12 protein-coding genes are annotated in these 12,842 nt (G+C 61.5%); 5 read left to right on the forward strand and 7 right to left on the reverse strand.

The genetic code is table 11. The features are described from left to right. Window positions 1-722: 722 nt before the first annotated feature. Together GJB56_RS22005 and ggh are read right to left on the reverse strand one after the other, a co-directional pair. Window positions 723-1,418: a glycoside hydrolase family 25 protein gene (locus GJB56_RS22005; protein ID WP_370334015.1), complete on the reverse strand. Its 696-nt coding sequence runs from the start codon at window positions 1,416-1,418 to the stop codon at window positions 723-725. Window positions 1,419-1,525: 107 nt separating this feature from the next. Beyond that, the gene (ggh, locus tag GJB56_RS22010) at window positions 1,526-2,863 is read right to left on the reverse strand and encodes a glucosylglycerate hydrolase (protein ID WP_019746148.1); all 1,338 of its coding nucleotides are present in this window, start codon (window positions 2,861-2,863) and stop codon (window positions 1,526-1,528) included. A 110-nt stretch (window positions 2,864-2,973) separates the two neighbouring features. Here ggh and GJB56_RS22015 point away from each other — a divergent pair, with 110 nt between their 5' ends. From GJB56_RS22015 to GJB56_RS22025, 3 genes are all read left to right on the forward strand, one after another. Beyond that, the gene (locus GJB56_RS22015; RefSeq protein ID WP_046379692.1) at window positions 2,974-3,672 is read left to right on the forward strand and encodes a haloacid dehalogenase type II; all 699 of its coding nucleotides are present in this window, start codon (window positions 2,974-2,976) and stop codon (window positions 3,670-3,672) included. A gap of 72 nt (window positions 3,673-3,744) precedes the next feature. Then, window positions 3,745-4,656, forward strand: a complete 912-nt coding sequence (locus GJB56_RS22020; RefSeq protein WP_020909816.1) for a cation transporter — start codon at window positions 3,745-3,747, stop codon at window positions 4,654-4,656. 119 nt (window positions 4,657-4,775) lie between these two features. Then, window positions 4,776-6,152 carry an HNH endonuclease signature motif containing protein gene (locus GJB56_RS22025; protein ID WP_113683355.1) on the forward strand — a complete coding sequence of 459 codons (1,377 nt, stop codon included), beginning with the start codon at window positions 4,776-4,778 and terminating at the stop codon, window positions 6,150-6,152. A gap of 49 nt (window positions 6,153-6,201) precedes the next feature. On the opposite strand, the gene GJB56_RS22030 is transcribed toward GJB56_RS22025, so the two are convergent. Next, on the reverse strand, window positions 6,202-7,203 hold the full coding sequence (locus GJB56_RS22030) for a PHP domain-containing protein (RefSeq protein ID WP_113683356.1): 1,002 nt from the start codon (window positions 7,201-7,203) through the stop codon (window positions 6,202-6,204). Between the two features lie 60 nt (window positions 7,204-7,263). Here GJB56_RS22030 and GJB56_RS22035 point away from each other — a divergent pair, with 60 nt between their 5' ends. Beyond that, on the forward strand, window positions 7,264-7,674 hold the full coding sequence (locus GJB56_RS22035; RefSeq protein WP_031330968.1) for a TIGR03668 family PPOX class F420-dependent oxidoreductase: 411 nt from the start codon (window positions 7,264-7,266) through the stop codon (window positions 7,672-7,674). Window positions 7,675-7,818: 144 nt separating this feature from the next. Beyond that, window positions 7,819-8,571, forward strand: coding sequence for a cyclase family protein (locus GJB56_RS22040; RefSeq protein WP_195849626.1), 753 nt, complete (start codon window positions 7,819-7,821; stop codon window positions 8,569-8,571). Here GJB56_RS22040 and GJB56_RS22045 read toward each other — a convergent pair. From GJB56_RS22045 to GJB56_RS22060, 4 genes are all read right to left on the reverse strand, one after another. Further along, window positions 8,568-10,100, reverse strand: a complete 1,533-nt coding sequence (locus tag GJB56_RS22045) for a GGDEF domain-containing protein (RefSeq protein WP_113683358.1) — start codon at window positions 10,098-10,100, stop codon at window positions 8,568-8,570. The genes GJB56_RS22040 and GJB56_RS22045 overlap by 4 nt on opposite strands. A gap of 149 nt (window positions 10,101-10,249) precedes the next feature. Then, window positions 10,250-11,128: a metal ABC transporter permease gene (locus tag GJB56_RS22050; protein WP_113683359.1), complete on the reverse strand. Its 879-nt coding sequence runs from the start codon at window positions 11,126-11,128 to the stop codon at window positions 10,250-10,252. Window positions 11,129-11,131: 3 nt separating this feature from the next. Continuing rightward, window positions 11,132-11,863, reverse strand: a complete 732-nt coding sequence (locus GJB56_RS22055) for a metal ABC transporter ATP-binding protein (protein WP_113683360.1) — start codon at window positions 11,861-11,863, stop codon at window positions 11,132-11,134. Continuing rightward, the gene (locus tag GJB56_RS22060; RefSeq protein WP_113683361.1) at window positions 11,860-12,786 is read right to left on the reverse strand and encodes a metal ABC transporter substrate-binding protein; all 927 of its coding nucleotides are present in this window, start codon (window positions 12,784-12,786) and stop codon (window positions 11,860-11,862) included. Before GJB56_RS22060 ends, GJB56_RS22055 begins: the two co-directional genes overlap by 4 nt. Window positions 12,787-12,842: the final 56 nt, after the last annotated feature.

Raw genomic sequence — 12,842 nt, forward strand, 5'->3', positions numbered from 1 at the left:
AAGATAACAGATAACCGGGAGCTTGCCCATCGAAAGTCGGACAAAGCAGACCGATCGACGTTTTTGTTCGTAGATCGGACAAGCTTCGAGGAGCAGCGTTGTTCAAGCGGACAATTCAGCCCTCGGAGTACGGCACCGCTCCGAACGCGATGGCATTCGGCGTTTCCGCTGACCAGATCGGGTGACGACCAACTTCGAGGGCGACAAGGAATCTGGACAAATGCCCAATATGGATAAGGCCTGTTGGATGCGCCACAGCGCCTCGAACCATGAGCGGAAACTCCGTACTGAATGGAGTCCGATCACCCGTGCGAGCACGTCGAAATTTTTCGAATTGATCCAGACCACACCCGGCGACGGCTGCCGGTAACCAAGTACTCCGGGGCTCCGATAATTGGATTGCGAGGTGCCATCTTCGACCGAAACCGAGCGGGCGCCTTCGAGCCAGACCCAACTTCAAGTCCGTTTTGTAGCTTTTCAATTGGAGCGGTCCTGCTCATTTTCTGCCATAGCTATCTTCTGATCCTGCTCAGCTAGTCGAAAGTTCAGCGACTGTGGCTACCACTCGGCAGAATTCTCGTAACTGACGAGCAACAACCGGACTAACCAGCCAAGCGTCACAAGAGTGCCAAAAAGGGCCCTTCCGCATGCCTCGAGGCAAATGCATCGAGGGCGAAAGGGCCCGAACCGGGCACCACGGAGCCAAGGGCCCCCGCCGCAAACTAGCTGCTGCCGAACCCCACACTGTTGGCGTAGCGATCGAAATCGCCCTGCGCTCCGCTGTAGACGTTGATATCAGTGTTTCCGGTGATCCCGGGGATGCGTCCGGTGCTGGTGTACTGCCAGAAGGTCCAGTTGGACCAACCGCCGGGCAGCGGGCCCGGAGCGTTCTGCCCGTTGTAATCGGCGATCCACAGCGGGTAGTGGTTGAACTCGGTGGTGTTGGCCATCTGAGTGCGCCAGAAGTTGGGATACGTGTAAATGATGGGCTGCCGCCCGGTGAGTGCCTGGACTGTATTCAGGTAGCGATGAGTCCAGTCGATGACCTGACCGGCGGGAAGTCCCTTCGCATCCTCTAGATCCAGAACGGGCGGGAGGTCACCAGGTCCGTTGATACCCAGGACGATCGCCGAATAGAAGGCGGCCTGGGCTTCGGGGGACTGGCGAACATCTGCGTAGTGGTAGGCCCCGCGCGAGACGCCGGCAGCCCGCATGACCAGGCAATCCTGGATGAAGTACGGATTGACGTAGTTGAGCGACTCGGTGGCCTTGACCATCGCGAACTCGTGCCCTGACGCCTTGACCTGGAACCAGTCGATTCCGGTTCCGTCCACGTGCTGCCACGACGAGACGTCCGGGCCGCGGGGAGCGTCGGCAGCGGCGAGGCCAGGTGCCGTGATCGCGATGGCAGCTGCCATCGCGATCGGGGTGAGCTTGCCCAGTGTCCTGACGATCCGTCGCTCGACCATTTCCCGAGAGTAAGGTCGACTAGTCCGTTTTGTCCGCTAATTCAGGGAATGTTCACTCAACCGAGCCAATCGAGAACAGCCGCCGCGGTCCACGACTGTTGCATGCTGCCTAGCGGCTCACCGGTGAAAGGCTCGTAGTACTCGGCAAAACTGCCATCACTGGCCTGCCGCAACCCCTCCGAACGCAAGACGTGCGATCGCTCGGCCCACCCCCGACGCGCGAACGCCCACGAGAACAACCACGTGATCACCGGCCACACCGGGCCACGCCAATACTCCCGAGGACGGAAATCGCCGGAAACCGGAGACGTCGACGGTGGGACGGCAAATCGCATGTCCGGGTGACCACAGAATTTGGGCCCCTCGAAAGTACGCAACAGAGCGCGCTCGGCATCGCGGCTCAGGCCGCCGCACAGCAACGGCGCAAACATCGCGATGGTCTCGGTATGAACCCATCGTCCGGTGCGAAGATCGAAATCCTTTGCTGCACCCGATCGTTCATCGGTGGTGGCAATTACGCCCTGCCGGAATCGATCTGCCCAACCGCGCAGATCACGGACGTCGGAGTTTGGTCGCGAATGCTCCTCACCGATAGTTGCCAAAACGTCACATGCCATCGAGAAAACCGCACTGACAAACACGTCCTCCACGGCAAAACTCATGGCAGTGGCGAGTTGAGAATCCTCGTACCTCACGGCCTTCATCTCTTCGAGAAGCCAAAGGTAGCGGTCGTATTCGTGATCCGTGGGTCGCTGAGACAAGTCGGTCACCACAGCGAGATCAGCGCGCTGATACGCAGGCACTTGTCCCGCAACAACATTCGCGTACGCCAGATCCCATCGCGGAGAATTGTCCATCCCCGATTCCCACCCGTGATAGAGCGCGATGCGGCCGTTGCCGTCGAGATCGCGGGCCTCCGCCAACCAGCGGTGCCACCGAACCAGATCGCTCCAGCGCCGGTCGAGGAACTCTTCCGCGACCGCACGCGTCGTACGTCCGTGCCGACGCGAATGATCGAGAATCCGCTGCACCGCAATCGCGTGAACGGGGGGTTGGGTGATTCCCGACGTAGCGGTACCCAAAGGAGCATGCGCTGCCAACGCATTGACATCCCAACGCGTCGGGCCGGGGAAGTAGCCGTCGACACCGTTCGCGAACACGATGTGCGGAATCATTCCGTTCTTCCACTGAGCCGAAAGCAAGGTATCGAGCTCTACTACCGCCCGTTCGACGCTGAGCGGCGCCAAACCTACCGCGACGAACGCGGCGTCCCAGCTCCACATGTGGGGATACAGCTTCGGGGCAGCGCTGGTCATCGTGCCCAGGTCGTTTCCGCGCAGCAGGTAGGCAGCTCGGGCGGCGAGCTGAGTCGGGGTAAATCCGCGGTCGGCCATAGATGTCTATTTTGCGACGCGCGGCGCCTTTGCGCTCATCGAGCACGAATCGGGCGCCGCAACCGCGATAATGTGGCAACACCGTCAGGCGATCTCGAAGTGGAGGGCTTGTGCGCGAGAAGATCAAAGCACTGCTGTTCGACGTCCAGGGCACAGCGACCGATTTTCACAGCACCCTGTGCCGAGAGGCCCGTCGGATCACCGACGCCGACGTCGACTGGCCAAGATTCGTCAATCTCTGGCGCGCTGAGTACTTCGCGAACACCTCCGAGGCCGGCGACGCCACAGGCGAATGGGTGACAGTACATTCGGTGTACCGCGAGGCTCTGCGCAAGCTGTTGGCCCGCGAGAGCATCGAACTTTCCGATGCCGAACAGGAAGAACTCACCACCGCCTGGAAATTCCTGGACCCGTGGCCGGACACCGTCGCCGGCCTGACAACCCTGCGCCAGCAGTACACAATCGCTGCCTTGTCCAACGCCGACGTGAATGCCGCAGTCAGCATCTCCCGGCACGGAAATCTGCCATGGCATGCCGTCTTCACCGCCGAAATGGCCGGTGTCTTCAAACCAGATCCGAAGATCTACCACCTGGCTGCTCGATACCTCGGGTTCGACCCGGCCGAGATCATGATGGTTGCCAGCCACAAATATGACATCCGGGCGGCCAAAGCTCTCGGGTTCCGCACAGCCTTCATAGCCCGACCACTCGAATTCGGAGCCAGGGGCAATCCCGATGTGTCATTCTCCGACGAGTTCGACATCAACGCCGAGGACTTTCTCGATCTGGCAGCGCAATTGGTCCACTGATGCCGTGCCTGCGCGTCGTTGCTGGTATTCCTACGTGAAGGAATATCGAAACGGACAGGCGGTTTGGATTTCATGGGCACCAAGGAAGACAGCGCTACCCGCGAACGCAAGGCCTTGCGGTACTCGCTCGTGGTCGCAACGGCGTTGGCTGTGCTCGCCGCATTCTGGGGCTGGATCTCGCAGTCCCAGGTGATCCTGCTCGACGGTGTGTACGCCCTCATCGGAATGGTGTTGACGGCGCTGTCGCTGCGGGTCTCGCGGATAGCCGACTCGGGCCCCACCGCACGCTTCCCCTTCGGTAAGGAGGCATTGATCCCGGTAGTCATCGCTGTCCAGGGCATGGCGCTACTGGCGACGCTCGCCTACGCCGCAGTCGAGGCAGTTCGTGTCATCCTCGCGGGCGGGGCCGACGTCACCGCGGGGTCGCTGGTGGCATACGGCGCTGTCAGCGCAGTGGTGTCGATCATCATCTGGCGCTACGTCGGACAAGTCGACCGCACATCTGATCTGCTCGTCGCCGAAGCCAGGCAATGGGGAGCGTCGGCTGCCTTCAGCGCGCTGGTCGCAGTCGGTGCTGTCGTCGCAATGATCCTGGGCCGCACCGATTTCTCAGACGCCGACCGATATGTCGACTCCGTCTTGGTCCTCCTCGGCTGCGCGTTGTTGGTCCCGCAACCGTACGCACTTCTGCGAACCGCACTGATCGAACTCCTCGAAGGTGCTCCCGGCGAAATCGTTCAGGCCCGCGTGCACGAGGCCATCACCGCCGTCCGCGACGAATTCGGCTTGGACGAACCGACTCTCACCATGAGCAAGGTGGGTCGCAAGCTGTATATCGAAGCGACGTTCATGGTCGCGCCACACAGCTGGGACATCGACGGTGAAGACGCAGTTCGACGCTCGTTCGCCAACAGCCTCGCCGATCTCCCCTACGAACCATGGCTCAACATCGAACTGACCACAGATCCGGCGCTGATGCTCTAGAGGCGGAATCTCCTCTCGAACAGTAGAATCGCGACGGCCGGGCCCACCTCACCTTCTCGAAAACGTCCTTGACTCGAAAGTATGTTCGAGTATGATGGAAGGTGGAACGGGGGGTTCTCATGACGATCGACACCATCGACGACGCTGTCACTGCCGTGGTCAACAGCTCCGCTGTGGGTGTGCGCGGACGATTGTGGCGGCTGCACCCCAGCAACGTCCGCGAGATCGCCATCACCGCGTCAGCGGAAATCCTTCGCCTGGAAGCCATTCGAGTGGCCGCGGTCGACACCCTGACGTTGAACCCGGACGAACAAGTACTCTGCTACCGCGGCACCGGACAATGGCTCGCGAACCACACCATGCTGCAAATCTCCACCGGCAGAAGAATCGCAGCCCTGGGCAAAGCGCTACGGTCGTTCCCCGAGATCGAAGACCAATTCGACTCCGGCGAACTCACTTTCGAGCACGCAGCACTGATCGTGGCGTTCTGCGAATCCCCACCCAAAACAATGCCCGACGCCGCGCTACCGTACTGCCGCGACACACTCCTCGCCGCAGCATCCGGAACCGAAGCAACCACCGTCAAACTGCGCTACGCCATCAGCGTCCTCGAGCACATGTTCGAATCCGACGACATACCACCAAGCGAAGACACCGATCGGAACGAACTGCGCATCTCCCCGACCCTCAACGGAAGAGTCTCCGTCCGAGGCGATTTCGACGGAGTGACCGGCGAGATGCTTCTCTCCGCCCTCTCCAGCCTCTCCATGCCCACCCCCGCCAATGACGGCACACCCGACAAACGACCCGCCGCCACACGCAACGCAGACGCCATGGCAGAACTCATCCGGCGCTACCTCGACAACGCTGCCACCGGTATCGACGGCGGCCAACGCCCACACCTGAACGTGCACATCAACGCCAAAGACCTGGCCTACCACCGTGAATGCGCCTCCACCGCAGGCGACTCAACAGGCCGCACCACGACTACCGACCCGTCCGACCGTGACGACCTCGACACCCTGGACCTTGGCATGCCGGATCTCGACAAACAAGATCTCGATGTCGGCCACATGCCCTGGATGGGACCACTGAGCGTCGGCCGCACCCGCATGATCGCCTGCGACTGCATGCTCGGCGCCGTCCTCCTCGACGAAAACGGTGCCCCACTCGACGTCACCCCACTCAAAAGGCTTGTCACCGCGGCACAACGCACCGCCCTGATCGCCCGCGACAAAGGATGTGCCTTCCCCGGCTGCGACTGCGTCCCTGCCTGGACCGACGCCCACCACATCAAACACTGGGCAAAAGGAGGACCAACCGTCATGGACAACCTGGTCCTGCTCTGCCGAACCCACCACACCCTGATGCACCGAAAACCCGGATTCACCGGACAATGGGAAATCCAGGTAGGCGCTGATCACCTGCCCTGGTTCATCCCACCGCCAGGCATCGACCCCGACCAGAAACCCCGTCGCTCCACCACGCGGATCTGAACCCGGAGGTCACCGAGCAAACGCCTCGGTGACCCATTCCGGCGTGCTCTCAATTGCCCGCCCACTCCAGAAGATTTTCGGCGGTCCACGTATTGATCACCCGATCCGCTTCGACGCCGCACTTTTCGGCCCGGTCACAGCCGTAGCCCTGCCAAGCCAGCTGACCGGGGGCATGGGCGTCGGTATCGATGGAGAAAAGACAATCGAGATCGCGGGCCAACTCGATCAAACGCGAAGGCGGGTCACGACGCTCCGGTCGGGAGTTGATCTCGACGGCGGTCCCTGATTCTCGGCAGGCCTCGAACACTTTCTCCGCGTCGAACTGCGACTCGGGCCGGGTTCCGCGAGCACCCTCGACAAGACGCCCAGTGCAATGCCCGAGAATATCGACACGCGGATTTCGCACTGCAGCAAGCATTCTGCGGGTCATCGCCTCGCGTTCGGACCGCAGCTTCGAGTGCACGCTCGCCACCACGATGTCGAGTTCGTCGAGTAAATCGGGATCCTGATCGAGTGAACCGTCCTCGAGGATGTCCACCTCGATTCCCGTGAGGATGCGAAAGGGAGCCAGTTCGGCATTCAAACCGGCTATCACGTCGAGTTGAGAACGTAGGCGCTCCGCGGACAGCCCGTTGGCAACAGTGAGGCGAGGCGAATGATCGGTGAGGGCGCAGTAGTCGTGGCCGAGTGCTGCTGCGCGTCGCATCATCTCTTCGATGGGGCTTCCGCCGTCGGACCAGTCGGAGTGTGTGTGGAGATCGCCGCGCAGCGCTTGGCGCAATGGGCCGTCTCCGATGGGCTCGGCCTGCCCCCGCAGTTCCTCGAGATACTCGGGGACGCCGTCGTACGACTGGGTGATGATCATTGCCGTTTTGGGCCCGATGCCGGTGAGAGCCTTCCAACTGTCGGCCTTCCGGCGAGACTCCTTCTGCTCGTCGGTCAATCCAGCAAAGACCTCCGCAGCTCGGCGATAGGCCTTGACGCGGTGCGTTTCAGCGCGTGATCGTTCGAGCCAGTAGGCGATCTCCCGAAGCGCTTCATCCGGTTCCATGAGACCACTGTTCCGTCAGCAGCGGCTCGCGGCAAGCCTTGATCCCCTTACGCTGTGAATATGGACGACCCGAGAGCACGATTTGAAGCCGCGCGGGTGGCTCACCTGGCAACGGCAGATGCGGCCGGCGTTCCGCATATCGTGCCGCTGGTATTCGTTTTGGTCGGCGACACCGTCTATTCCTGCGTCGACCACAAACCGAAGACCACCACCGCACTTCGCAGGCTCCGGAACATCACCGAGACAGGGCGTGCGAGCCTGCTCGTCGATCATTACGACGACAACTGGTCCGCGCTCTGGTGGGTCCGCGTCGACGGACGCGCGGAGGTCCTCGGCCCCGGTACCAAGGAGTCCGAGAGCGCAATCGACGCTTTGGCCGCAAAGTATCCGCAGTACGTAGATCACCGACCGCACGGACAGGTGATAGCCGTCCGCGATGTGGAGTGGTCGTCATGGTCGGCAGCAGCCTAAGGTTCTGTCCTAGTGTTCAAGGAGCGAAAGTGATTGCAACACTCTCAATTCGGGCAAATTGGCGGGGGATCGATGAAACGACGACAGTTACTTCAGCGCGCAGCCACAGGCCTGGCGCTGGTAGCGGGGCCTCAGGTGATCGACATGGGTAGCAGTTCCGGAAGCAGCCAAGACGCAACAACCCCGTTGGATGAGCTGTTGCAAGTCGTTTCGCTCTCCCACGTGAACGACCCCGCGACGACGCCGATTTTTCCCGGCGATCCCGCGTTCACTCTCGACACAGCGGCAACCATCGCAGACGACGGCTACTACCTCCAGTACGTCAAGGAGGGTGAACACACGGGCACACATTGGGGCGCACCCGCGCACTTTCAGGAAGGTGGACTCACAGCCGACCAACTCGATCCGGCCGACCTCTTCCTTCCCGCAGTGAAGATCGACATCCGGGACAAGGCTGCCGCCGATTCGGACTATGCGCTCACGGTCGCGGACCTTCAGGAGTGGGAAAGGCGCAACGGCAAGATCCCCGATGGAGCGGCCGTGGTTCTCTGGACCGGTTGGGAATCGCGCTGGGGTAGCGAAGAATATGCCAATGCCGATGCCGAGGGTGTCACCCACCAACCCGGATTCTCGGTGGACGCGGCGCAGTGGCTGATAGACACCGGACGCTTGGGCACCCGCGGAGCATTGGGAACCGACACCTTCGGTCCCGACCTCGGAAACGACGAGACCTACCCCGTCTCGACGCTCCTGTACGACAAGCATCGAATCAGCCTGGAGAACTTGAACAATCTTGCCGCCCTGCCAACCACCGGGGCGAGCATCCTTGTCGGTGGCGCGATCAACAAGGCCGGATCGGGTTCACCGGCAACGATCTTCGCACTCTTACGGCGCTAGTCTTCGCGGCGATCGCAGTAGACGACAACAGCGCCCTTTCCGCTTCTCTTCGCCTCGTACATCGCCGCATCGGCTCGGCGGAGAAGAGCGTGTGCACTCAGCGGCTCGTCCGCCAACTCGAACTTCGCGACACCAACGCTCGCACCCACCGACACCGATGTTTCTGCAGTCTGATCAGAACTGAGCGCGTCGACGATCCGGCGGGCTACGACGACGGCGTCGTCGATCGGGCCCTGCAGAAGCACGGTGAATTCGTCGCCGCCGAATCGAGCGACAAATGCACTCTCGGGAACCGCTTCGCGCAGACGCGCCGTGAGGGCAACCAGTAACCGGTCACCGGCCGGGTGCCCGTAACGATCGTTGACCTGTTTGAAGTCGTCCAGATCGACAAGCATCAGCACCCAATCGGAGTTCGTGAGGCGGTAGTTCTCGATGGCGCTCGCGAAGTGTTCGTCGAACGCGGCCCGGTTGGCGAGCTCGGTGAGTGGGTCGTGATGCGCTCGGTACCAGAGCTCGTCCTGCGCAGCGGAGATCTGTTGGAGGAGCGCGTCGTTCTCGAGGAGCGTGAGTATCTGGCGCACCAGCGCGAGAACCAGCACGCCGACGCCGAGTATCACGACCACGGCATCGAGATTGCCGACGATCAGTGCCTGAACAGACACGATCGTCGCGATCACCGCGATCAACAGATACGGCAGCAGCAACTGAGTCCGATCACTTCGCCACTGCTGTGGCGCGTCGCGGTTCCGAGGCTCGGTTCGCTTCGTCAGCGCCGCCAAGGCGATCAACGGCGGCCCCGCGATGAACCCGGCATCGGCGATGGTCGGCATACTCTCGGCGCCGATCGCCACCAAGTACGCGTACAGACTGTCCGAAAGGGAGAGCATCACCAACCCGCACCCGAGGAACGTCAGCGGTTCGCGGATCTCGGCAACGGCCTTCGGTCCGATGACCATCAGCAAGACCATCGCGATCAGAACGAAGTCGGTGATTGGATACATCACCGCGACAAGAAACCCGAGAGACCCTGTCGGACCGGTATGAACGACGGCACCCAGGGCGGTCGTCCACGTGAGGATGAACAATCCACCGACAACGACAAGCCCGTCGAGCGTCAGCACGAGCCAGAGATGGATCGGGCCGATCGCCTCACGCCGGGGAGACTCACGTACCAGCGACAGAAGCGCCGGTACGGCAAACACCGGGAACATGAAGAAACCGATGTCCGCGATCGACGGCGACGGAAGTGGTACGTGGAGAACTGAGCGGTAGAACGCCCAGAAGAACATTCCGAGGGTCCAGCCGGCCATACCGAGAGCCATCAGAGTTCGCCAACGACGCTCGACTCCGTGATGGCGCCGCGACGTCCACCAACAAACCGCAGTCGCAGTGGCGCCGCCGATGAGCTGGGCGACATCGTCCACCAGAACCGAGGTTCGTGGGCTGAGCAGCCCGGATCCGGCGAGGACGATGACCGCAACAACGACGCCGAGAACCAGCCACGTGCGTCGTGCTCGGAACTGCGTCATCGAAGGGCCCATCGGTGTTCAAGGCGTCACCACCGATTGTCTAGCAGCCGGCATCGTTGCGGCCGGAATGTTTGTGGTGACGAATGCCCGTACGAACCTACCCGATTTGGTAGCGGATTGTTAACTGGACGAACGATCAAGACCGCCCGTCAAGCCACGGCGCTGTATTCCGCTCGGGTCCTACGCCGCTGCGAAGTCCGTTTCGCGATGACCCCCTGCGACGGGCTGAACAGGTACACCAGGGCGAATACGATGCCCTGCGTCATCACAACCATGCCCCCGGAAGCTGTGTCGAGGTAGTAGCTGACGTAGATACCCGAAATCGCACAGATTGCGGAAACCACCGGAGCTATCACCAGCATCCGCGAGAACTTGTCAGTGAGAAGGTAGGCCGTCGCGCCGGGGATGATCAGCATCGCCACCACCAGCACGACTCCGACAGCTTGCAGCGCCACAACGGACGTGAGTGCGAGGACGCCGAGTAGCAGCGCTCCGAGACGCTTAGGCGAAAGACCTATCGCGTTGGCATGGATCGGGTCGAAGGCAAACAACGTCAGATCGCGACGCTTGATCAACAGAATGCTCAACGCCAACGCGCCGAGTATCGCGACCTGCAGAAGATCGGACGAGCTCACCCCCAGCAGGTTGCCGAAAATGATGTGGTTGAGATCGGTCTGGCTGGGGGTCACCGAGATGAGAACCAAACCGAACGCAAAGAGAGTCGTGAAGACGATACCGATCGCGGCGTCTTCCTTGACGCGGCTGGTGTTACGGATCAGTCCGATCAATGCGACGGCGATCAGCCCGAAGATCAAGGCCCCGATGGCAAATGGAGCGCCGACGACGTAGGCGAGGACAACACCGGGCAGGACAGCGTGCGAGACGGCATCGCCCATCAGTGACCACCCGATGAGCACCAACCAACAACTGAGCACCGCGCAGACAACCGCCGCCACAACCGCAACGGCCAACGCGCGCACCATGAATCCGTACTGGAGAGGATCAAGTAGCAGTTCAACGAGGTTCATCGATCAGGTCCTGTCCATCACGTCGAGACCGAAAGCCAGGGCGAGGTTTTCCGGTTGAAGCACGGTGTCCGGGTCGGCGTGCACCAGGACCTTGCGCATGAGCAGTACCGCCTCGTCGCAGAGTTTCGGCACGGCGTGGAGGTCGTGAGTCGAGACCAAGATCGATCGGCCGTCGGAAGCCAACTCTCGTAGCAGCGTCGAAATCGTTGCCTCGGAACGCTTGTCGACGCCGGCAAAAGGCTCGTCCAGCAACAGTATCGACGCGTCCTGTGCGACACCGCGTGCGACGAAGGCGCGCTTCTTCTGACCACCCGAGAGCTGACCGATCTGACGATCCGCAAATTCTGTGAGCTCTACCCGCTCGAGGGCCTCTGCCACCGCCTCGCGATCTGCACGCCGCGGACGTCGCAAGAACCCGAGGTGGCCGTACCTACCCATCATCACGACGTCACGGACACTGATCGGGAAGGTCCAGTCGACGTCTTCACTCTGCGGCACGTATCCGACGCGCCCGCTCTTGCGCGCAGCGGCTGCGTCGAGACCGGCGATTCTCACAGAGCCGTTGTCCGGCTTGATCATTCCCATGATCACCTTGAACAAGGTCGACTTTCCTGAACCGTTCATACCGATCAGTCCGCAGACGCTTCCGGAATTCAACGTCAGATCGACATGGTCCAGTGCGTGGACCTCGCCGTAGTGAACGCTGACGTTTTCGACGCGAATGGCTTCGTTCATGATTTACCGCCGGTCAGACCGCCGAGGATGACGTCGGTGTCGTGGCGAATCATGTCCAGGTAGGTGGGCACGGGACCGTCGGCTTCGGACAGCGAGTCGACGTACAGCGTCCCTCCGAATTTCGCACCGGTCGCCCCGACAACCTGCTGCATGGGGGCATCCGAGACCGTCGACTCGCAGAAGACCGCGGGAACGGAATTGGCCCGGACGAAGTCGATCGCGGCGATGATCTGCTGCGGCGTCGCCTGCTGCTCGGCATTGACCGGCCAGATGTAGGCCTCGCTGAGTCCCGCGTCCCTGGCCAGATAGGAGAACGCACCCTCGCAACTGACGAGTGCACGCTGACCTGAGGGCAATGCCGCCAGGCCACTGACCAGGCCGTCCTGAACTGCTTGCAGTTCCGCCTTGTACTTCGCGCCGTTCTCCGCAAATGCCGAGGCGTTGTCCGGGTCGAGGTCGCTGAAAGCAGTCACCATGTTGTCGACGTAAATCTGCGTATTCAACGGAGACATCCATGCATGCGGATTGGGCTTGCCCGCATACGCGTCACCGGCGATCGGAATGCCTTCGACACCGTCGCTGACCACGACGTGTGGCACGTCCAGACCGTTGACGAATTTCGCGAACCACGCCTCGAGGTTCATGCCGTTGTCGAGGATCAGATCGGCTTCGCTCGCCCGCCGAATGTCTCCGGGCGTCGGCTCGTAGCCGTGAATTTCCGCCCCTGCCTTGGTGATCGACTCGACGCGAAGGTGATCGCCGGCAACGTTCTGGGCGATGTCCGACAGCACGGTGAACGTGGTGAGCACCACCGGGCGGTCGTCGTCGGAGCCGGAATTCACCGCAGAACAGCTGGAGAGAAGCAGGGCGGCGAGGGCGGCAATTCCCAGGCGGCGGAAGTTCTTCGCGTCGCGAGTCGTCATGGTCGAACTCTAATATGTGGGTAAACAAATACACAAGTTCGTATAGCCGAACAATT

The sequence above is a fragment of the Rhodococcus sp. AQ5-07 genome, from assembly GCF_009707305.1.
Classification (GTDB): Bacteria; Actinomycetota; Actinomycetes; order Mycobacteriales; family Mycobacteriaceae; genus Rhodococcus_F; species Rhodococcus_F erythropolis.